Source organism: Dokdonella aquatica (assembly GCF_051987395.1).
Classification (GTDB): domain Bacteria; phylum Pseudomonadota; class Gammaproteobacteria; order Xanthomonadales; family Rhodanobacteraceae; genus Dokdonella.
Genome location: NZ_CP197094.1, coordinates 1,126,877 through 1,147,208, shown reverse-complemented (window position 1 = coordinate 1,147,208; position 20,332 = coordinate 1,126,877). Strand labels below are relative to the sequence as shown.

The following is a 20,332-nucleotide window of genomic DNA, read 5'->3' as shown; positions in this document are numbered from 1 at the left end:
CGTCGCGCCGTTCGACAATGGCGCGCTGCGATGCCCGTGCTGCACGCTCGATTGCCACGTTGCCCCTCACCCGCGCGCCGATCCCCTCCGGCGCCACCATCGGAGATCCGACATGCGAATGACCCTCCTGGCGGCCGCGTTGCTCGCCGGCACCGCGCCCATGGCGATGGCCCAGACGGCCCCGTCGGACCTCACGCTCGTGACGTTCGCGACAGGCACCGGAGCTCCCGTCGCGATCCGCGCGCCGCATGACGGCAGCGGACGCGTGTTCATCGTCAACCAGTCCGGTACCGTTCGCGTGGTCAAGAACGGCACGTTGCTGACGACGCCGTTCGTGAGCGTTCCGGTGACGTCCGGAGGCGAGAGCGGCCTGCTCGGCCTCGCGTTCCATCCGAACTTCGGCAAGGTCGGCCTGCCGCACAACGACGAGTTCTACGTCGCCTACAACCGCGCGGGCTCGGAGCCCCGCCTCGGCTCGTCACCCGATGTCGCGCTCGCGCGCTACACGGTGCCGTCGCTCGATTCCGACACGGCGAACCCGGCGGGCACCGTCGTGCTGCGCGTGCCGGACAATGCCTCCAACCACAATGGCGGCGACATCCACTTCGGCCCCGACGGCTACCTCTACATGGCGACCGGCGACGGCGGCTCGCAGGGCGATCCGCACGGTTTCGCGATGTGCCTGTGGAAGAAGGCGCTCGACAGCACGCCCGCGAACTGCGGCACGGGCACGCCGACGTACTTCCTCATGGGCAAGATCCTGCGCCTCGACGTCGACACGCGCGGCGGCGCGGTGACGGCCGACATGTGCGGCTCCAGCGGCATCTCGCCCGCACAGTACGCGATTCCGTCCGACAACCCGCACGTCGCGACGGGCAACACCTGCGACGAGACCTGGCTGCACGGATTCCGCAATCCGTGGCGCACGAGTTTCGACCGCGAGACCGGCGATTTCTGGATCGGCGACGTCGGCCAGAACAACGTCGAGGAGATCAACCTCCGCGTGGCCGGTTCGACCGAGCCGACCTTCTACGGCTGGCGCTGCCTGGAAGGGTCCGCGACGTACAACAGCGCCAACGTCTGTGCGCCGCCGGTCGCTCCCAACGTGTTGCCCGTGCTCGAGTACACGCACACGAACAGCCGTTGCGCGGTCACGGGCGGGTTCCGCTTCCGTGGTCCGATCGGTCCGCTGCGCGGCATGTACGTCTACGCGGACTCGTGCACGAGCGAGATCTGGTTCGCCAAGCCCGGAACCGGTGGTGCGTGGACCACGAGCATCTGGCGCGACGACGCCAACGGCTACGGCACCTACTCGGGTTTCGGCGAGGACGAGGCAGGCAACCTCTACGTCGCGCATACCTCGAGCGGCACCGTGTACCGCTTCGCATCGGAGCGCATCTTCACGTCCGGCTTCGACGACTGATGCAGGGCAACCGTGCGCCTTCCGACGAAGGCGCACGGCGCGGGCTCAGCGCCCGGCTTCTTCCTTGAGCGCGATCGCGTTGACGCCGTTCTCGGCGAGCGAGGCCTTGGCGGCTTCGAGTTCGCTCGCACTCGCATACGGCCCCAGGCGCACGCGGTGCCAGGTCTTGCCGTTGATCGTGACCGGATAGACCTGTGCGAAGAAGCCGCTCAGTGCAAGCTTGGCCTTGATCTCCTCGGCGCTCTTGGCGTTCGGATACGACCCTGCCTGCAGCAGGTAACGCGCCCCGCCGGTGGCCACAGCCGCGGGGGGCGGCGTCGGGGTGCCCGGCGGCGTCTGGGCCTGCTGCTGGGCGGCCGCGGCACGTGCCTTGGCCTCGTCACGCGCCTTGGCCGAGATCTCGGCGTCGGGGATGACGACTTCCATCTCGGGAAGCACCGAGTAGAAATCGAAAGCCTTCTTCGGCTTGGCGTCCTTGCCGTCGGCGACGGGCGGATCGCTCTCGCGCGGCGCGACCGCGGCCGGATTCGGCTGCGGCAGCTTGTTCCCCCGCAGCATCGGCGCCCAGCTGCCGGCCAGGAACACCACCGCTCCGGCGAGGCCGAGCAGTACGCCGATGCCGAGCCAGACCCAGGCCGGCCACTGGCGCGAGCCGCCGCGGGTTGCCTGCTTGCGTGAACGCGTCGCCATCACATGCTCTCCGGTGCGGACACGCCGAGCAGGTCGAGTCCGTTGCGCAGCACCACGCGGGCGGCTTCGGCGAGCGCGAGGCGCGCATCGCGCAGCGTCGCGTCGTCGACGATGAAGTGGTGCGCGTTGTAGTAGCCGTGGAACGCCGCGGCGAGTTCGCGCAGGTACTGCGCGACGAGCTGCGGATCGAGGTTGGTCGCCGCGGCCTCGACGACCTCAGGGTAGCGCGTGAGCTCGCTCATGAGCACGCGCTCGTGCTCGCTGTCCAGGCGCGCGAGCGCGGTGAGGCCGGCGGGGAGGTCGGCGACGACCCCACGCTCGGCGAGCTGGCGGCGCACGCTGCAGACGCGCGCGTGGGCGTACTGGATGTAGAAGACCGGGTTGTCGTTGGTCTGCGCACGCGCGAGGTCGATGTCGAACACGAGCTGCGAATCGGTCTTGCGCGCGACGAGGAAGTAGCGTGTCGCGTCGCGGCCGACCTCGTCGATGAGATCGCGCACGGTCACGTAGCTGCCGGCGCGCTTGGAGAGCTTGACCTCCTCGCCGCCGCGCATAACCGTGACCATCTGGTGCAGCACGTACTCGGGCCAGCCCTTCGGGATGCCGATGTCGAGTGCCTGCAGGCCTGCGCGCACGCGCGTGACCGTCGAGTGGTGGTCGGCGCCCTGCTCGTTGATCACGCGGCCGAAACCGCGCTGCCACTTGTTGCGGTGGTAGGCGACGTCGGGCACGAAATACGTGTAGCCGCCCTCGGACTTGCGCATGACGCGGTCCTTGTCGTCGCCGAAGTCGGTCGTGCGCAGCCACAGCGCGCCGTCCTGCTCGTAGGTGTGGCCGGCCGCGACGAGCTCGCGCACGGTCTCCTCGACCTTGCCTTCGGCATACAGCGAGGACTCGAGGAAGTACACGTCGAAGGCGACGCCGAACGCGCGCAGGTCGAGGTCCTGCTCGCGGCGCAGCCACGCGACCGCGAAGCGGCGGATCGCGTCGAGGTCCTCGGCATCGCCCGCGGCGGTGACGTCCTGGCCGTCGGCGTGCACGGTGGCCTGCGCGAGGTAGTCGCGCCCGACGTCGACGATGTAGGTGCCGCGGTAGCCGTCGGCGGGCCAGCCGTCCTGCTCGGGCTCGACACCCTTGCAGCGTGCCTGCACCGACAGCGCGAGGTTCTGGATCTGCGCGCCGGCGTCGTTGTAGTAGAACTCGCGCGTCACGCCCCAGCCGCTCGCCTCGAGCACGCGCGCGAGGCTGTCGCCGACGGCGGCGCCGCGCCCGTGGCCGACATGCAACGGACCGGTCGGATTGGCCGAGACGAACTCGATCTGCAGCTTGCGGCCCGCGCCGGCCGTGTTGCGGCCGAACGCCTCGCCTTGCGCGTGGATCGTGCGGATGACGTCGTGGGTGGCCTCGTCGGACAGGAACACGTTGAGGAAGCCCGGGCCCGCGATCTCGAGGCGCGCGATGCGCGGGTCGGAGAGCACTTGCGCGAACGCTTCCGCGACCTCGCGCGGCTTGCGACCGGCGGGCTTGGCCAGCGTCATCGCGATGTTGCTGGCGAAGTCGCCGTGGTCGCGGTTGCGCGTGCGGTCGACCGTGAACGACGGCACGTCGCCGTCGGGCAGCAGGTTGCGGGCGCGCAGGTCAGCGAGCGCGTTGAGGATGAGCTCGCGCAGGACGTCTTTCACGGAAGGATTCGTCGATCGGCAGGACCGTCCATTGTAGGGCCCTCGCCGTGATCACGGAATGCCGTGCGGCACCGCCGCATCCGTGGCTTGCGTGCGCATCCTCGCGCCCGGGGCAGGAACGCGCGCCAAGGGATTGATGGACAAGCTCCCGGGAGTCGCTGCGCGAGCCTGTGGATAACTCTGTGGGGGAATGCCGCCGCGAGGCGGGCGGGGTTTCCCGCAATGTCAAGCACGCATCGGGCATTCAGGTCCGATGGGTACGCAAGTGAATGAAATAAAAGGATTTATTTCGTTGCCCCCAGCGCAGGTGCGGGATTTCTGCATGTTTCCTTGGCGCGCTGCGGCATGTGCATAAATCGCTTGACGCAAGGCACCGGACGCGTCACGCGCGTGCTGCGGCCGCCGGGGCGATGCGTGCGACCACGGTGTCGTAGGCGGCGAGCACGTCACGCCCGCTCCCCGGCATGCCGCCGACGGCGAGGCGCGCGCGCAGGCCCATGCCGAGCGACTTGACGCGGGCTGCGTTGCCCGTTTTCGCGTCCTGGAACGTTTCACGGCCCAGAGCGGAATTGAAGCGATGCAGGTCGAAGAAGAATCGGTCCTGCCCGTCGGTGAGGAAGCCGAGCACGGGCATCGCGCTGTCCGCGGCGTCGAGGTCGCGGCGGCACAGCATCTCGCGTTCGAGGCAGAGGTTGCGCGCGCTCGAGGCGAAGCGCGCGAATGGTTCGGCGACGTTCGCGGTATCGAGGTCGGCGGCGAGGAGCGAGAGATCGTGCGCGTGCACGATACGGGCGTCGTCGCGCCACCCTGGACGATGCTTGTCGAGCTTGGCGTCGAGCTTGGCCGCGAGCGCACCGCCGGACTGCACGAGCTCCGCGGGGTTGAACGCGGCGCCACCGGGTGCCGGGCGCGCATCGAACGTGCTGCCGGCGATCATGAGGTCGAGCCAGATGCGCATGTCGTCATCGGCCGCGAAGCCGACCGCATCGAGGATGCGCAGGGTCTCCTCGGTGCTCGCACGCTCGTTAGCGCCGACGCCTGCCGCGTATTCGGCCGTCTCGCGCTGGCGCAGGTCATGGCAAGCCGCGAACAGGCCGAGCGCGCACCAGTCGCGCAGGCCGAGGGCATGGATGCCGTGTGTCGTGACCACGCGGCCGATGCGGTCGCGCAGGATCTCGAGGACGTGGCCCTCGTTGTGGTACGCGTGAACGTCGTTGCCCCAGTGGCCGTGCCGCAGCGCGAGGCGGGCGTAACCGATGCGGATCGCGTCCTCGGTGCGCGCGAGCAGTGCGTCGCCGTCGTTGCGCAGCACGAGCAGCGGCGCGAGCTCCGCGCGGCGCGCGGCGAGTGCGGCCTCGAGTCCCGCCATGCGATCGCCGCCGAGCGTCAGGGCGCTCGCGGCATCCGGCACGGCGCGCTCGAAAGCGTCGGCGGGGAACGCATGGGGAAACGGGAAGATCACCGATGGGCGGGCTCGCGTCCTGGCTGTGCCCGAGTATATGACGTCGGCGCGAGACGAAAATGCGCACGGGCGTCGATCTTTACAGCAATCCGCGGCGCGCGAACGAGGTCGGCGTGCCGTGGCCGATGATGAAGTGGTCGAGCACGCGCACGTCCACGAGTGCGAGCGCGTCGCGCAGGCGCAGCGTGATCGCACGATCGGCTGCACTCGGCTCGGCGATGCCCGACGGGTGGTTGTGGGCGAGGATCACCGCCGCGGCATTGTGGGCGATGCACTGCCGGACGACCTCGCGCGGGTGCACGCTGGCGCCGTCGATCGTGCCGCGGAACAGCTCCTCGAACGCGATCACGCGATGGCGGTTGTCGAGGAACAGGCACGCGAAGACCTCGTACGGGTACGCGTCGAGGCGTGCCTTGAGGTAACGCCCGCTCGCTTCCGGATCGGCGAGGGCGTCGGGTTCGCGCAGCTCGGCATCGAGGTAGCGGCGCCCGAGTTCGAGCGCGGCCTGCAGGCGGCACCACGCGACGGCGCCGACGCCCTTGCGGACCTTCGCGGGGCGCAGCAGGTCACGCAGTCCACCGTGTGTCGCAAGCAGGTCGCGGCCGACATCGACGGCCGTGCGGCCGCGTCCCCCGGAGCCGATGAACACCGCGAGCAACTCGGCGTCGGACAGGGCCGTGGCGCCGCGTGCACGCAGTTTCTCGCGCGGCCGCTCGTCCTCGGGCCATTCGCGGATGCCCATCGTCGCCTCCCTGGCCTTTGCGAAAGAGCCAGACTATCCATCGATATGCCGATCGGGCAGCGGAGGCGGGGGTGGTTTTCGGTAAGCTATCGGCCCTTTCCGTCGTAAGAAAACGTCCTTCCCATGGCTGCTCTGCCGCTCGACGGCGTCCGCGTGCTGCTCGGTGTCACCGGGGGCATCGCCGCCTACAAGGCTGCCGACCTCGTCCGCCGGCTTCGCGACGCGGGCGCCGAGGTACGCGTGGTGATGACCGAGGGCGCGACACAGTTCGTCACGCCACTCACGTTCCAGGCGCTGTCGGGCAACCCCGTGCGCACGACGCTGTGGGACAGCTCCGCCGAGGCTGCGATGGGCCACATCGAGCTCGCGCGCTGGGCCGACGAGGTGCTCGTCGCACCGGCGTCGGCCGATGCGCTCGCGCGCTTCGCGGTCGGCCGCGCCGACGACCTGCTCGCCACCCTCGTGCTCGCGACCGCCGCACCGGTCACCGTCGTGCCGGCCATGAACCGGCAGATGTGGGCGCATGCGGCCACCCAGGCCAATGTCGCGCTGCTGCGCCAGCGCGGCGTGCGCGTGCTCGGCCCCGCGTCGGGCGGCCAAGCCTGCGGCGAGGTCGGCGACGGGCGCATGCTCGAGCCGGCCGACATCATCGCTGCCGTCGCCGTCGGGCGCGGACCGAAGACGCTCGAGGGACTGCGCATCCTCGTCAGTGCAGGACCGACGTTCGAGGACATCGATCCGGTCCGCTACATCGGCAACCGCAGCTCCGGGCGCATGGGGTTCGCGATCGCCGAGGCCGCCGCGGCGCATGGCGCGGACACGTCGCTCGTGGCGGGTCCCGTCGCGCTGCCGACACCGCCTGGCGTGTCGCGCCGCAACGTGCGCAGCGCCCGCGAGATGCACGACGCGGTGCTCGCCGCGGCACCCGTGCACGACATTTACATCGCTGCCGCCGCCGTGGGCGATTTCCGTCCCGAAGTCGTGTCGGCGTCGAAGCTCAAGAAGTCCGGGGAGCCGATCCGGCTCGACCTGGTCCAGAATCCCGACATCCTCGCCGACGTGGCGTCCCTCGACGCGCCACCTTTCCTGGTCGGCTTCGCCGCCGAGACCGACGAACTCGAGCGCTACGCGCGCGGCAAGCTCGAGCGCAAGAAGCTCGACATGATCGCCGCCAACCAGGTCGGCAACGACCTCGGTTTCGAGTGCGCCGAGAACGCGCTGCTGCTGATCTGGGCCGACGGCAGCGAGCAGCTCGAGCGCGCCGACAAGCGCGTCATCGCCGCGGCGCTGCTGGACCGCGTCGCGGCACGCTACCGGGCCTCTTCGAAGGCACGCCGCGCATGACGGCGACGACATCGATCCGCCTGCGCGTGCTCGATGCGCGCCTCGGCACGCAGTGGCCGCTGCCGCAGTACGCCACCGAGGGTTCAGCCGGGCTCGACCTGCGCGCGATGCTCGATGCGCCGCTCGAGCTCGCGCCGGGCGCGACCGCCTTGCTGCCGAGTGGCATCGCGATCCACATCGGCGACCCCGCCTTGTGCGCGCTGGTGCTGCCGCGCTCGGGACTCGGCCACAAGCACGGCATCGTGCTCGGCAACGGTACCGGCCTCATCGATGCCGACTACCAGGGGCCGCTCATGGTCTCGTGCTGGAACCGTTCGATGCAGGCCTTCACGATCGAGCCCGGCGAACGCATCGCCCAGCTCGTCGTCATGCCCGTGATGCGGGCCTGCTTCGAGGTCGTCGATGCGTTCGAGCCGACGGTGCGCGGCGAGGGTGGCTTCGGAAGCTCCGGCAGGGCCTGATCCGGCCGACTGCCGCGCGGACTGTGCGCGGCGTCCTGCGCATGCGTTCCCGACTTGTTACGCTACGCGCGGTACGCCGCAGGCGTGCACGGCAAGGGGAACCACCATGGGACGGACGCGGTGATGGCGGACAACGGCGAGAGCACCGGAAAGGCCCGGCGCACCGCGCGCCTGCCTGCGATCAGGCCCAACTGGCGCGTGTTGCTGCCGCTCGCGGTCGCGACGTTCCTCATGCTGCTCGCGTTCTTCCTCATCTGGCAGAGTTCGCTGGTCTACCAGGCCAGCGGCAGCCTCGAGCAGGCCGAGGCGGCCCGCCGCCAGCAGATCGCGGCGATCGGTGCGCAAGTCGCCGCGACCACCGCGAAGGCCGAGCAGGTCCTCGCGTCGCCGGCCATCGTTGAGGCCCTGTCCGGTCCGGACGAGGAGCAGGCGCTCGCGGGCGCGGCCGCTGCGGCGCGGCAGGCATGGCCCGAGCTCGTCGACGCGAGTTTCTACAGTCCCAAGCTCATGGAGATCCTCAAGCAGGATCTCGCGCGTTTCGGTTATGCGCGCGCCCACATGCTCATGCAGGCGCAATCGACCTCGAAGCCCGCGCCGGTGCAGGCCCGTTCGGACCTCAAGGGAGGCTTCGAGCTCGTGCTCGCGATGCCCGTGCTCGCCAACGGGCAGGCCGTCGCGTACGCCTACCTTCAGTTGCCGTTCGAGACGGTCTTGCGAGCCTTCAGCGGCGTGTCGCCGGGCGGTGGCCGCGTGGATCTGCGTCAGGGCGACGGCCGCGGCGACCTCGTGCTCGCCAGCGTGGGATCGTCGACCGAGACGTCGATCGGCGACCTCGGCGAACCGGTTCCCGGATCACGTCTGCGCCTCGGCGTGGCCGACGCGGACTATGCGATCGTCGTCACCCGCAACATGTGGGTGCTGTTTCCGCTCACCGCCTTCGTGCTGTTCGCCGCATTCGTGGCGCTCTGGCTCAGGCAGGTCGGCATGCAAGGGGCAGTCGAGCGTCTGCGCTCGGCTTCCCATCGTTCGGGTCACGAGGAGATCACCTTGGGTGAAGCGATCAAACAGCAGGCTGCGGGTACGCCTGCGAAGCCGTCCGCCACGTCGGCGACGGCCGGAAAGCCGGCGCAGCCGCAATCCGCGGCGCGCAGGGACGAAGAAGCCCCGGTGAGCGTGGACCGCAGCATCTTCCGCGCCTACGACATCCGTGGCGTACTCGGCACGACCCTGACGCCAGGCATCGCGCGCCTTATCGGCCGCGCGATCGGCAGCGAGGCGCGCGAGCGCGGCCTGCGCGAGATCGTCGTCGGGCGCGACGGCCGCCTCTCGGGTCCGGAACTGTCCGGTGCGCTCAACGAAGGTCTGCGCGCGTCGGGCATCGATGTCATCGACATCGGCCTCGCGCCGACCCCGCTGACGTATTTCGCGGCCTATCAGCTGCAGACGGGATCGTGCGTGTCGGTCACGGGCAGTCACAATCCGCCCGACTACAACGGATTCAAGATCGTGCTCGGTGGCGAGACGCTCTCCGAAGGTGCGATCCAGGACCTCTACGCACGCATCGCCGAAAGCCGCTTCAGCGAGGGCAGTGGCGGGCTGCAGGTCATGGACCTGACCCAGGACTACGTCGACCGCATCACGGGCGACATCCAGGTCGAGCGTCGCCTCAAGGTCGTCGTCGACTGCGGCAACGGCGTCGCCGGCGCCGTCGCACCCGCCGTGCTCGAGGGCATCGGTTGCGAGGTGATCCCGTTGTACTGCGAGGTCGACGGCGAGTTCCCGAACCACCACCCCGATCCGTCGGATCCGCACAACCTGCAGGACCTCATCCTGTCGGTGAAGCAGACCGGCGCCGATCTCGGACTCGCGTTCGACGGCGACGGCGATCGCCTCGGCGTCGTCACGAAGAGCGGCGAGGTGATCTTCCCCGATCGCCTGCTGATGCTGTTCGCGATCGACGTGCTGAGCCGCAATCCCGGCGCCACGATCATCTACGACGTGAAGTGCACGGGCCACCTGCAGCCGATCGTCCTGCAGCACGGCGGCAGCCCGATCATGTGGCGTACGGGCCACTCGCTGATCAAGGCCAAGATGCGCGAGACCGATGCCCAGCTCGCCGGCGAGATGAGCGGCCACTTCTTCTTCGCCGAGCGCTGGTACGGCTTCGACGACGGCATCTATGCCGCCGCGCGCCTGCTCGAGATCGTCGCGGGTGACCTCGATGGCCGCACGCCCGAGCAGATCTTCGCGAGCGTGCCGAAGGGCGTGTCGACGCCGGAACTCAAGATCCCGCTTCACGAGGGCGAGCACTACCGCTTCATCGACACGTTCAAGGCGAAGTCGAGCTTCGAGGGCGCGCGCCTGACCACGATCGACGGCGTGCGTGCGGACTGGCCGGACGGCTGGGGACTGGTCCGCGCGTCGAACACGACGCCGGTGCTGGTGCTGCGCTTCGATGCCGACAACGAGGCTGCCCTCGCGCGCATCCAGGAAGTCTTCCGCCAGCAGTTCCACGCGATCGACCGCGCGATGCCGCTTCCGTTCTGAGGAGGGCGGCGCGTACGCCCTACTGGGGCGTGCGCGCGGCCTCGGCGGCCTTGAGCTTGTTGTAGTGCTCGAGGTCGCTCGCGAACGTCGCGAGGGTCTTCTCGCGGTCGGCGCGGCGCTTGTCGACGACGGCGTGCTGTGCCTCGATCTGCTTGCGCAGGTCGGCGATCTGCTTGGAGAGCACGGCCGGCAGCGGCTTGCCGTTGCCTTCGTAGTCGGCGGCATTGCCGAGCATCTCCGACAGGCTGCGCTCCTGGCTCTGCAGGCCGATCTCGGCGCTGCGGATGTTCTGGTCGACCATCTGCAGCTGCTGCGTCTGCGCGCGCTTGAGGTCCGCCTCGGTCGGATATGCCGCGAGCATCTGCTGGTCGTTGCGCGACTGCGCGTCGGCCACGTCGCGCGCGGCTTGCTCGCGCACCTTGGCGTCCTTCTCGGCGCTGATCTGCGCGGCGGTTTTTGCCGGCTCGACGCGGCGCACGACGATGCCCTGCGCATTGATGACCTCATAGCCGCGCGCCGACGCCTCGGGCGGAAGCGAGTCGGCATAGTGGAGGTTGCCATCGGCATCGCGCCACTTGTAGCGCGTGCCACCCACCGCGAGCGCCGTGGCGGCGAGGGCGGTCGAGCAGATCGTCAGCGCGATGGCGCGGGTCAGTGGACGCATGGGAGGTCTCCTTGCGCCGAGTATAGGCGAGCCGCCGCGGCGCGCGCAGCGCGCGCGGTCACACCCCGTAACGCGCGCGGTAGGCCTCGAGCGCCGGTCGGTGGCCGGCGAGTCGCGGGTGGCCGTCCGTGTACGCGAGCAGGTCGGTCAGGCGTGCGATCGCGATCACCGGAATACCGTGCTCCTCGGCGACTTCCTGTGCAGCCGAGCGCTCGCCCTGGCCGCGCTCCTCGCGATCGAGGGCGATCAGCACGCCGGCCGGCGTCGCGCCGCTGTCGCGGATCAGTGCGAGCGATTCGCGGATCGCGGTGCCGGCCGTGATCACGTCGTCGATGATCAGCACACGTCCCTGCAGCGGAGCGCCGACGAGCGTGCCGCCTTCGCCGTGGGCCTTGGCCTCCTTGCGGTTGTACGCGTAGGCGAAGTCGCGGTCATGGTGGTCGGCGAGCGCGGCGGCGGCGAGTGCGGCGAGCGCGATGCCCTTGTAGGCGGGACCGAAGACGAGGTCGAACGCGACATCCGACTGCACGGCGCTCTGTGCGTAGGCACGCCCGAGCATCGCCAGGGCGCTGCCCGAGTGGAACAGGCCTGCATTGAAGAAGTACGGGCTCACGCGCCCGGACTTGAGCGTGAACTCGCCGAAGCGCAGCACGTCGCGGGCGATCGCGAGGTCGAGGAAGTCACGCTGGTAGGGCTGCATCGCACGGGCTCCGGGGCGCGGGACGCGCATGATAGCCGCGCCGCATGCGCACTTGGCGCACCGTCGCGGGGCCGTTACGCTGGCCGCCCGCGACGCCGACCTCTCCCCCATGCGCATCATCAGCTTCAACGCCAACGGCATCCGTTCGGCCGCCACCAAGGGTTTCTTCGACTGGCTGCGCGCGCAGGACGCCGACGTCACCTGCATCCAGGAAACCAAGGCCCAGGAAGACCAGCTGACCGATCCGATGTTCCGTCCGGACGGCCACCACAGCTTCTACCGCGACGCGATCACGAAGAAGGGCTACAGCGGTGTCGCGATCTATTCGAAGCGCGAGCCCGACGAGGTGCGCACGGCGCTCGGCTGGGCACCGTTCGACGACGAGGGCCGCTACATCGAGGCGCGCTACGGCAACCTCAGCGTGGTCTCGTTCTACATCCCTTCGGGTACGTCGGGCGACGAGCGCCAGGGTTTCAAGTACGAGGTCATGGACTTCCTCGGCAAGGTCTTCGCGGAATGGCTCGCGAGCGGCCGCGACTACGTGCTGTGCGGCGACTGGAACATCGTGCGTTCGCGCAACGACATCAGGAACTGGAGCTCGAACCAGAAGAACTCGGGCTGCCTGCCGCGCGAGCGCGCCTGGCTCAACGGCATGATCACCGATGCCTGTGGCGACGACACGCCGGCGCCGACGAACGGCTGGATCGATACGTTCCGCGTCGCCAAGCCCGATGCCGTCGAATACACCTGGTGGTCGAACCGCGGCGCCGCGCGCGCCAACAATGTCGGTTGGCGCATCGACTACCAGATCGCGACGCCGTCGCTGCGTGACCGCGTGAAGGCCTGCTCGGTCGCACCGGTGCCGCGCTTCTCCGACCACGCCCCGTACATCGTGGACTACACCTTGTGAGCACGCCGGCGGACACTGCGCCGCCAACGTCATACAAGGGCTGGGCCGGGATCCGGCGCGCGTTCGGCACGCCGGCCGCGGCGACGATGGCCGCGCTCGGCTTCGGCTGCGGCCTGCCGTTCCTGCTGATCGCGTCGATGACGCTGTCGACGCGCCTGCGCGACGCCGGCCTGCAGTTGTCCGACATCGGCCTCATCAGTCTCGCGAGCTTCTTCTACCTGCTCAAGTTCGCGTGGGCGCCGCTGATCGACCGTTATGCGCTGCCGGGCCTGGCCTTCCTCGGCCGCCGCCGGTCGTGGCTGATCGCCTCCCAGTTCGTCGTCGGGATCGGCCTCGCCGCGCTCGCGCTCGTGCGCCCCGAGGACGGTGTGTTCGCGCTCGTCGCGTGGGTGCTCGTGGCCTCGTTCGCCGGCGCCACGCAGGATTCCGTCGTCGATGCCTACCGCATCGAGATCGCGCCCGCGGAGGCGCAGGCTGCCCTCGCGGCGACGTACACGCTCGGCTACCGCATCGGGCTGATCCTGTCCGGCGCGGGCGCGCTGTACCTCGCCGAGTTCCGCGACTGGCGCTTCGCCTACCTCGCGATGGCCGCGCTCATGGCGATTCCTTTCGTCGCGACGCTGCTGAGCCGCGAACCCGTGGCCCCGGTGGTGTCGGTGCAGCGACGCATCGACGTCGTGGGTGCGTTCTGGCAGCCGTTCTCGTCGTTCTTCGCGACCAACGGCCTCGCACTCGGCGCGGCACTGCTGGTGTTCGTCGGCCTGTTCAAGTTCCCCGATCAGGTCATCGGCGTCATGGCCGGGCCGTTCTACCTCGATTCGGGCTACACCAAGGCCGACATCGCGACCGTGTCCAAGCTCTACGGCGTCTGGACCGGCATCGCGGGCGCTTTCCTTGGCGGCATCGCGGTCGCCGCGTTCGGCTTCCGGCGCATGCTGCTCTGCGCGGCGATCGGTGTGGCGCTGTCGAACCTCGCCTTCCTGCTCATGGCGCAGAATCCCTCGCAGATCTGGGCGTTCTACGCCGCGATCACGGCCGACAACCTGTTCCAGGGTTTCGCCGGCACGGTGCTCGTCGCGTTCATGTCGTCGCTGACCGACCGCGCGTTCACGGCGACGCAGTTCGCGCTGCTCGTCTCGCTCGCCAACCTGCCGGGCAAGTTCGTCGGTGGTGCTTCGGGGTACATCGTCGAGAACACGTCGTACGGCACGTTCTTCGTGCTCAGCGCGTTGACCGTGATCCCGACACTGGCCGTGCTCGCATGGCTGTGGCCGCGCATCGCCGATGCGCCGCAACGCGACGGAGTGCCGTGACACGAGGCGGTCGGGTTGGCATGCTCGGCGTGTTTCCCGGGAGCGCGCCATGCCGGATCTCCTCGTCAACGACCTCGACACCGCGACGATCGAACGCCTCGAGGCTCTCGCCAGCGAGCGCGGCCTCCCGTCGAACGTGCTCGCGCGCGACGCGTTGCGCTACGCGCTCGGCCTCAGTGATCGCGAGATCGTGCCGCGCGCCGGCGACGACGGCGTGATGCTGCCGGGCCTCTGGCACGCGACCGAGAACCAGGCGTTCCGCGAAGCGATGGAAGCCTTCAAGCGCGTCGAATCGGGACCGTCGTTCGAATAGCTCGTCAGCGTGGACGGCCGATGCCGCGTCCGTCGTGGATCGCGCCGAGCAGTCGCGGCCCGCGCGCGCCGGTCACCGTGACGACGTTGCCGGGCCTTTCGGCGATCCGCTCGCGCGCGAGCCAGGCCAGCAGCACGGCTTCCACGACATCGGGATCGACACCGGCATCGCCCGTGGTCGTCAGCGTCGCCGGCGCGATGTCGGCCGCGATCGCGCGCATGAGCGCGCCGTTGTGCACGCCGCCGCCACAGGCGTAGACGCGTTCACACGGCGGTGCCTCGCGGCGCAGCGCATCGGCGATCGTGCGTGCGCTCAGCGCGAGCAGCGTCGCCTGCACGTCGGCGGGATCGAGGGCGGCGATGTCTGCACGTGCTTCGACCCACGCGAGGTTGAACACCTCGCGACCCGTGCTCTTCGGCGCCGGAGCCGAGAAGTAACTCTCGGCGAGCAGCACCTCGAGCAGTGCGGTGTCCGCGCGCCCGGTGGCGGCCCAGGCACCGTCGCGATCGCAGTCGCCGTCGCGGTGACGCGCGTGCCAGGCATCGAGCAGGCCGTTCGCGGGGCCCGTGTCGAAGCCGAGCACGGCGCCGTCGGCGCCGAGCAGCGTCAGGTTGGCGATGCCGCCGAGGTTGAGCACGGCGCACGGTGCGCGATCGGCGAACAGCGCGGCGTGCACGCCCGGTGCGAGCGGCGCGCCCTGCCCGCCCGCGGCGACGTCGGCGCTGCGCACGTCGGCCACGGTGCATACGCCGGTGCGCTCGGCGATCACGGACGGATCGCCGATCTGCATCGAGAACGGGTGCGTGCCGGTGCCGCGATGGCGGATCGTCTGCCCGTGCGAGCCGATCGCGAGCACGTCGGCGGGCGTGAGGCCGGCCGAGGCGATCAGGGCGAGCGCGGCGTCGGCGAAGCAGCGACCGACCTCGACATCGAGCGCGCCGAGCGCGTCGAGCGGGATCGCCGCGCCGGGTGCCGTCAGCGCGAGCAGCTGCTCGCGCAAGGTAGCGGAGTAGGGGGTCGTCGCCGCGGCGAGGATCTCGGTGCGCGGCGAGAAGCGGACGAGCGCGGCGTCGATGCCGTCCGCGCTCGTGCCCGAGATCAGCCCGAGGTAAAGAGCCGTGTCCGGCGTGGCCACGCGTCAGTCGGCGCGGGCGAGACGCGTGCCTTCGACCATCTTGAGGCGGGCCAGCAGCGGGTTGGCGCGCTGCTTGAACGTCGCCAGTTCGCTCGCGGGCAGCGGCTCTTCCTTCGGCAGCGTGACCGTGAGCGGATCGCGGTGCTTGCCGCCGAGGCGGAATTCGTAGTGCAGGTGCGGGCCGGTCGCAAGGCCGGTCGCGCCGACGTAGCCGATGATCGAGCCCTGGCTTACGCGCTGGCCGACCTTGGCGTTGGCGAAGCGCGACATGTGGCCGTACAGCGTCGTGTACTGGCCGTTGTGCTGGATGATCACGACGTTGCCGTAACCGCCCTGCCAGCCGCGGAACGTGATCTTGCCGTCGCCGGCGGCGCGGATCGGCGTGCCGGTCGGCGCGGCGTAGTCGACGCCGCGGTGCGCGCGCATCTTGCCGAGCACCGGGTGCATGCGGCCCGCGGTGAAGCGCGAGGAGATGCGCGTGAACTCCACCGGCGTGCGCAGGAACGCCTTGCGCAGCGGGCGGCCGTCCTCGGTGTAGAACAGCGTCTCGCCCTGCGCGTTGGTGTAGCGGATTGCGGTGAAGCGCTTGCCCTGGTTGATGAAGGTCGCGGCGACGATGTCGCCGTCGCGCAGGCGCTCGCCTTCGCGGTAGACCTGGTCGTAGATGACGCTGAAGCTGTCGCCGACGCGCAGGTCCTGCGCGAAGTCGATGTCGTAGCCGAATGCATTGGCGAGCTTGAGCACCATCGGATCGCTCATGCCGGCCTGGTCGGCGGCCTCGAACAGCGAACGCGAGATGACGCCGTGGGCGACCTGGACGCGGCGCTCGACGGCGCGGTCCTCGATCTCTTCCTGCACCTTGCCGTCGGCGAAATTGAGCACGACGCGCGTGCTGTCGTCGCGGTCGAAGCGCATCGCGCGCAACGCGCCTTCGGCGTCGATGTCGAACGCGAACTCCATGCCAGGACGGATGCGGCGCAGCGCGGTCGCATCGGCCTGCGCATCGAGCGCGCGCTGCAGTTCGTTCGGGCTCAGGCCCTGCTCGCGGAAGATGTCCGACAAGGTCTGGCCCGAGCGCACCTCGACGATGCGCCAGTCCGGATCGAGCGCGCCGTCGGCCGCGAGCGCGGCGACGGCCGCCTCGGCCTCGGCGCCGGCCGGCAGCGCGGGCAGGTCGAGTTCGAGCGTCGTGTACGGCATGTCGACGGGATCGGTGCGCGTCGCGCTCGCGAAGGTCGGCATGATCACGCCGACCAGCAGCGTCAGCAGGACGGCGGTGCCGCCGAGCACCCAGTGCTCGCGGCGCCACGAGACCGGCGCGGCGGCGACGTTCTGCAGGAACGTCCACGTCTGGTTGCGCAGGTAGAAGTGGAAATGCTTGCGCTGCGCGCGGCGCCTGAGGGCGAGCCGGCGGGCAACTTTCTTGGCGTCCTGGGACGGCGGGCTTGTCTCGGTCACAATCGCGTTCCGGCTACTGGCCACGTACCATAACGGCGCCTGAAGACCGACGTCAACGTCAATACTGGCGCGGACTTGCGTGAACTTCTTCAGTTAACGAACAATTAACCGCGCCATCACTTCCGGATGGCTGCGGCGGGTCGTTTCCGCCGCCTTTCCAGCTCGAGGACCACCATGCAGGACATCACCGCCGCGCTCGACCTGATCGGTCGGGGCGCCGAAGACATCATCAAGCGCGAGGAGCTCGAGCAGAAGCTCAAGCTGGGCCGCCCGCTGCGCGTCAAGGCCGGCTTCGATCCGACCGCGCCGGACCTGCACCTCGGCCATACCGTGCTGCTGAACAAGATGAGGCAGTTCCAGGAGCTCGGCCACCAGGTCATCTTCCTGATCGGCGACTTCACCGGCATGATCGGCGACCCTTCTGGCAAGAACGTCACGCGCAAGCCGCTGACGCGCGAGGACGTGCTGGCCAACGCGCGTACCTATGAGGACCAGGTCTTCAAGGTGCTCGATCGGGAGCGCACCGAGGTGCGCTTCAACTCCGAGTGGTTCGGCGCCATGGGCGCCGCCGACATGATCCGGCTCGCCGGCCAGCATACGGTCGCGCGCATGCTCGAGCGTGACGACTTCGCCAAGCGTTACGCCGCCCAGCAGTCGATCTCGATCCACGAGTTCCTCTACCCGCTCGTGCAGGGCTACGACTCGGTGGCGTTGAGATCCGACGTCGAGCTCGGCGGCACCGACCAGCGCTTCAACGTGCTCATGGGCCGCGGCCTGCAGGAGCACCACGGCCAGCCGCCCCAGGTCGTGCTGACCATGCCGCTGCTCGAGGGTCTCGACGGCGTGGCCAAGATGTCCAAGTCGCTCGGCAACTACATCGGCATCAGCGAGCCCGCGATCGACATCGTGACCAAGACGATGAAGATCGACGACACGCTCATGTGGCGCTGGATCGACCTGCTCAGCTTCGAGATCTCGATTGCCGAGGCGAAGAGCCTCCGGGCGGACATCGAAGGCGGGCAGCTCAACCCGCGCGACCTCAAGCTGCGCCTCGCGCGCGAGCTCGCGACGCGGTTCCATGATGCGGCGGCTGCCGAGCAGGCCGTCGCGGGCTGGCATGCGGTGGTGCGCGGCGAGGGCGACACGAGCCTGCTGCCGCTCACCGACATCATGGTGCCGGCCGAAGGCTTGCGCATCGCGGGGCTGCTCACTGCGGCGGGCCTCACCGCGAGCAACTCCGAGGCCTCGCGCAAGCTCAAGGAAAACGCGGTGCGCCTCGACGGCGAGGTCGTGTCCGATCCGCAGCGGGTGTTCCTGCCGGGCTTCGAGGGTGTCGTGCAGGTCGGCAAGCGCACGTTCGCGCGCGTCCGACTCGTCGGTGCGTGACGATCACGACACGCGACCCGCATGTTTCCTGGGGTCGGTTGGCGCGGACGAAAAAAATCTCGTCCGACCCCTTCCCAAGTCGTCGATGCCTCGTTAGGATTCGCCCCCCTCGCAGCGGGGCCCTGGGAACGGGGTGTCGGCGGGGTGTTGGAGAAGCGGTCTGGACTGACGCGGTGGTGCTGAAAAAGATCGCTGCGAGGTGTTGACGGTTTCGAAAATGGTTGTATAGTGAGCGGCTCCCTCGGACGAAATGTCCTGGGGTGCGAGGTGAAGAAGACCTCGCAAGCCATTGATCTTTGACAGTGTGCGCAAGTGACTTGTGTGGGCGCCTTGAGGTGGATGACAGTCCATCGATGTTATCAAGAGCGTCCAAGCAAGAAGTCAAAGCATAGCTTTAACCAAATGCTTGGATCACGCTCGGAAGAAATCGGTTGGGGCTTCGGCCTTGACCAAAGAGTTCAACTGAAGAGTTTGATCCTGGCTCAGAGTGAACGCTGGCGGCAGGCCTAACACATGCAAGTCGAGCGGCAGCGCGGGGCAACCTGGCGGCGAGCGGCGGACGGGTGAGGAATGCATCGGAATCTACCTTGTTGTGGGGGATAACGTAGGGAAACTTACGCTAATACCGCATACGACCGTAAGGTGAAAGAGGGGGACCGCAAGGCCTCTCGCGATAAGATGAGCCGATGCCGGATTAGCTAGTTGGCGGGGTAAAAGCCCACCAAGGCGACGATCCGTAGCTGGTCTGAGAGGATGATCAGCCACACTGGAACTGAGACACGGTCCAGACTCCTACGGGAGGCAGCAGTGGGGAATATTGGACAATGGGCGCAAGCCTGATCCAGCCATGCCGCGTGTGTGAAGAAGGCCTTCGGGTTGTAAAGCACTTTTGTTGGGGAAGAAAACCTGTCGGATAATACCCGGCGGGAATGACGGTACCCAAAGAATAAGCACCGGCTAACTTCGTGCCAGCAGCCGCGGTAATACGAAGGGTGCAAGCGTTACTCGGAATTACTGGGCGTAAAGCGTGCGTAGGCGGTTGGTTAAGTCTGCTGTGAAAGCCCTGGGCTCAACCTGGGAACTGCAGTGGATACTGGCCAGCTAGAGTGTGTCAGAGGATGGTGGAATTCCCGGTGTAGCGGTGAAATGCGTAGAGATCGGGAGGAACACCAGTGGCGAAGGCGGCCATCTGGGACAACACTGACGCTGAGGCACGAAAGCGTGGGGAGCAAACAGGATTAGATACCCTGGTAGTCCACGCCCTAAACGATGCGAACTGGACGTTGGGCACACTTAGGTGCTCAGTGTCGAAGCTAACGCGTTAAGTTCGCCGCCTGGGGAGTACGGTCGCAAGACTGAAACTCAAAGGAATTGACGGGGGCCCGCACAAGCGGTGGAGTATGTGGTTTAATTCGATGCAACGCGAAGAACCTTACCTGGCCTTGACATGTCCGGAATCCTGCAGAGATGCGGGAGTGCCTTCGGGAATCGGAACACAGGTGCTGCATGGCTGTCGTCAGCTCGTGTCGTGAGATGTTGGGTTAAGTCCCGCAACGAGCGCAACCCTTGTCCCTAGTTGCCAGCACGTAATGGTGGGAACTCTAGGGAGACTGCCGGTGACAAACCGGAGGAAGGTGGGGATGACGTCAAGTCATCATGGCCCTTACGGCCAGGGCTACACACGTACTACAATGGTTGGTACAGAGGGTTGCAAGACCGCGAGGTGGAGCCAATCCCAGAAAGCCAATCTCAGTCCGGATCGGAGTCTGCAACTCGACTCCGTGAAGTCGGAATCGCTAGTAATCGCGAATCAGCATTGTCGCGGTGAATACGTTCCCGGGCCTTGTACACACCGCCCGTCACACCATGGGAGTGGGTTGCTCCAGAAGCAGGTAGTCTAACCGCAAGGAGGACGCTTGCCACGGAGTGGTTCATGACTGGGGTGAAGTCGTAACAAGGTAGCCGTATCGGAAGGTGCGGCTGGATCACCTCCTTTCGAGATAAGACTTCGCCATCCCAAGGCGTCCACACAAGGCACTTGCACGTTCAACGAGAAAGCCGGCAGCGGCACATGCTCGAACGGTCCGAGAGGACGGTTCGTT

16 protein-coding genes and 1 rRNA gene are annotated in these 20,332 nt (G+C 68.2%); 9 read left to right on the top strand and 8 right to left on the bottom strand.

Annotated features, from left to right (window positions below; translation table 11 throughout):
* Positions 1-112 precede the first annotated feature (112 nt).
* Entirely contained in the window at positions 113-1,423 is a 1,311-nt protein-coding gene (locus ACQQ2N_RS05065; protein WP_440224592.1) for a PQQ-dependent sugar dehydrogenase, read from the top strand.
* A 45-nt stretch (positions 1,424-1,468) separates the two neighbouring features.
* Here the strand turns inward: ACQQ2N_RS05065 and ACQQ2N_RS05060 are convergent, their stop codons facing one another.
* From ACQQ2N_RS05060 to radC, 4 genes are all read right to left on the bottom strand, one after another.
* The gene (locus tag ACQQ2N_RS05060; RefSeq protein WP_440224591.1) at positions 1,469-2,113 is read right to left on the bottom strand and encodes an SPOR domain-containing protein; all 645 of its coding nucleotides are present in this window, start codon (positions 2,111-2,113) and stop codon (positions 1,469-1,471) included.
* On the bottom strand, positions 2,113-3,795 hold the full coding sequence (gene argS / locus ACQQ2N_RS05055; RefSeq protein ID WP_440224590.1) for an arginine--tRNA ligase: 1,683 nt from the start codon (positions 3,793-3,795) through the stop codon (positions 2,113-2,115). The genes ACQQ2N_RS05060 and argS overlap by 1 nt, the downstream gene beginning before the upstream one ends.
* Before the next feature lie 382 nt (positions 3,796-4,177).
* Entirely contained in the window at positions 4,178-5,257 is a 1,080-nt protein-coding gene (locus ACQQ2N_RS05050) for a hypothetical protein (RefSeq protein WP_440224589.1), read from the bottom strand.
* 79 nt (positions 5,258-5,336) lie between these two features.
* A complete protein-coding gene (gene radC / locus ACQQ2N_RS05045; protein ID WP_440224588.1) occupies positions 5,337-5,999 on the bottom strand; it encodes a RadC family protein in 663 nt (220 codons plus the stop codon).
* Positions 6,000-6,122: 123 nt separating this feature from the next.
* On the opposite strand from radC, the gene coaBC reads away from it, so the two are divergent.
* The 3 genes from coaBC (at position 6,123) to ACQQ2N_RS05030 (ending at position 10,351) form a co-directional block, all read left to right on the top strand.
* The gene (gene coaBC / locus ACQQ2N_RS05040; RefSeq protein WP_440224587.1) at positions 6,123-7,343 is read left to right on the top strand and encodes a bifunctional phosphopantothenoylcysteine decarboxylase/phosphopantothenate--cysteine ligase CoaBC; all 1,221 of its coding nucleotides are present in this window, start codon (positions 6,123-6,125) and stop codon (positions 7,341-7,343) included.
* On the top strand, positions 7,340-7,804 hold the full coding sequence (dut, locus tag ACQQ2N_RS05035) for a dUTP diphosphatase (RefSeq protein ID WP_440224586.1): 465 nt from the start codon (positions 7,340-7,342) through the stop codon (positions 7,802-7,804). Before coaBC ends, dut begins: the two co-directional genes overlap by 4 nt.
* A 123-nt stretch (positions 7,805-7,927) precedes the next feature.
* The gene (locus ACQQ2N_RS05030; protein ID WP_440224585.1) at positions 7,928-10,351 is read left to right on the top strand and encodes a phosphomannomutase/phosphoglucomutase; all 2,424 of its coding nucleotides are present in this window, start codon (positions 7,928-7,930) and stop codon (positions 10,349-10,351) included.
* A gap of 19 nt (positions 10,352-10,370) precedes the next feature.
* Here ACQQ2N_RS05030 and ACQQ2N_RS05025 read toward each other — a convergent pair whose 3' ends face one another.
* Together ACQQ2N_RS05025 and pyrE are read right to left on the bottom strand one after the other, a co-directional pair.
* Positions 10,371-11,015 carry a DUF4124 domain-containing protein gene (locus tag ACQQ2N_RS05025; protein WP_440224584.1) on the bottom strand — a complete coding sequence of 215 codons (645 nt, stop codon included), beginning with the start codon at positions 11,013-11,015 and terminating at the stop codon, positions 10,371-10,373.
* A 58-nt stretch (positions 11,016-11,073) separates the two neighbouring features.
* Complete coding sequence (pyrE, locus tag ACQQ2N_RS05020) at positions 11,074-11,715, bottom strand: orotate phosphoribosyltransferase (RefSeq protein ID WP_440224583.1); 642 nt, start codon at positions 11,713-11,715, stop codon at positions 11,074-11,076.
* A gap of 109 nt (positions 11,716-11,824) precedes the next feature.
* On the opposite strand from pyrE, the gene ACQQ2N_RS05015 reads away from it, so the two are divergent.
* Genes ACQQ2N_RS05015 through ACQQ2N_RS05005 form a run of 3 tightly spaced genes read left to right on the top strand, consistent with a single transcriptional unit; the run spans position 11,825 to position 14,251 of the window.
* Complete coding sequence (locus ACQQ2N_RS05015; protein WP_440224581.1) at positions 11,825-12,625, top strand: exodeoxyribonuclease III; 801 nt, start codon at positions 11,825-11,827, stop codon at positions 12,623-12,625.
* Positions 12,622-13,938 (top strand): AmpG family muropeptide MFS transporter, encoded by a 1,317-nt coding sequence (locus ACQQ2N_RS05010; RefSeq protein ID WP_440224580.1) that lies wholly within the window; start codon positions 12,622-12,624, stop codon positions 13,936-13,938. Before ACQQ2N_RS05015 ends, ACQQ2N_RS05010 begins: the two co-directional genes overlap by 4 nt.
* A 49-nt stretch (positions 13,939-13,987) precedes the next feature.
* The gene (locus ACQQ2N_RS05005) at positions 13,988-14,251 is read left to right on the top strand and encodes a hypothetical protein (protein ID WP_440224579.1); all 264 of its coding nucleotides are present in this window, start codon (positions 13,988-13,990) and stop codon (positions 14,249-14,251) included.
* 4 nt (positions 14,252-14,255) lie between these two features.
* On the opposite strand, the gene ACQQ2N_RS05000 is transcribed toward ACQQ2N_RS05005, so the two are convergent.
* Positions 14,256-15,386, bottom strand: a complete 1,131-nt coding sequence (locus ACQQ2N_RS05000; RefSeq protein ID WP_440224578.1) for an anhydro-N-acetylmuramic acid kinase — start codon at positions 15,384-15,386, stop codon at positions 14,256-14,258.
* 3 nt (positions 15,387-15,389) lie between these two features.
* A complete protein-coding gene (locus ACQQ2N_RS04995) occupies positions 15,390-16,844 on the bottom strand; it encodes a peptidoglycan DD-metalloendopeptidase family protein (protein ID WP_440224577.1) in 1,455 nt (484 codons plus the stop codon).
* Positions 16,845-17,018: 174 nt separating this feature from the next.
* Between ACQQ2N_RS04995 and tyrS the strand changes: the two genes are divergently transcribed.
* Both tyrS and ACQQ2N_RS04985 read left to right on the top strand, forming a co-directional pair.
* Entirely contained in the window at positions 17,019-18,230 is a 1,212-nt protein-coding gene (tyrS, locus tag ACQQ2N_RS04990; protein ID WP_440224576.1) for a tyrosine--tRNA ligase, read from the top strand.
* Positions 18,231-18,689: 459 nt separating this feature from the next.
* A 16S ribosomal RNA gene (locus tag ACQQ2N_RS04985) occupies positions 18,690-20,226 on the top strand.
* The last annotated feature ends 106 nt before the right edge of the window (positions 20,227-20,332 follow it).

Excerpts from the sequence above, each read along its gene's own strand:
- dut (WP_440224586.1), top strand. The coding sequence starts at position 7,340 with ATGACGGCGACGACATCGATCCGCCTGCGCGTGCTCGATGCGCGCCTC.
- ACQQ2N_RS05065 (WP_440224592.1), top strand. The coding sequence starts at position 113 with ATGCGAATGACCCTCCTGGCGGCCGCGTTGCTCGCCGGCACCGCGCCC.
- ACQQ2N_RS05025 (WP_440224584.1), bottom strand. The coding sequence starts at position 11,015 with ATGCGTCCACTGACCCGCGCCATCGCGCTGACGATCTGCTCGACCGCC.
- ACQQ2N_RS05005 (WP_440224579.1), top strand. The coding sequence starts at position 13,988 with ATGCCGGATCTCCTCGTCAACGACCTCGACACCGCGACGATCGAACGC.
- coaBC (WP_440224587.1), top strand. The coding sequence starts at position 6,123 with ATGGCTGCTCTGCCGCTCGACGGCGTCCGCGTGCTGCTCGGTGTCACC.
- ACQQ2N_RS05015 (WP_440224581.1), top strand. The coding sequence starts at position 11,825 with ATGCGCATCATCAGCTTCAACGCCAACGGCATCCGTTCGGCCGCCACC.
- ACQQ2N_RS05060 (WP_440224591.1), bottom strand. The coding sequence starts at position 2,113 with ATGGCGACGCGTTCACGCAAGCAGGCAACCCGCGGCGGCTCGCGCCAG.
- tyrS (WP_440224576.1), top strand. The coding sequence starts at position 17,019 with ATGCAGGACATCACCGCCGCGCTCGACCTGATCGGTCGGGGCGCCGAA.
- radC (WP_440224588.1), bottom strand. The coding sequence starts at position 5,999 with ATGGGCATCCGCGAATGGCCCGAGGACGAGCGGCCGCGCGAGAAACTG.
- ACQQ2N_RS05030 (WP_440224585.1), top strand. The coding sequence starts at position 7,928 with ATGGCGGACAACGGCGAGAGCACCGGAAAGGCCCGGCGCACCGCGCGC.
- pyrE (WP_440224583.1), bottom strand. The coding sequence starts at position 11,715 with ATGCAGCCCTACCAGCGTGACTTCCTCGACCTCGCGATCGCCCGCGAC.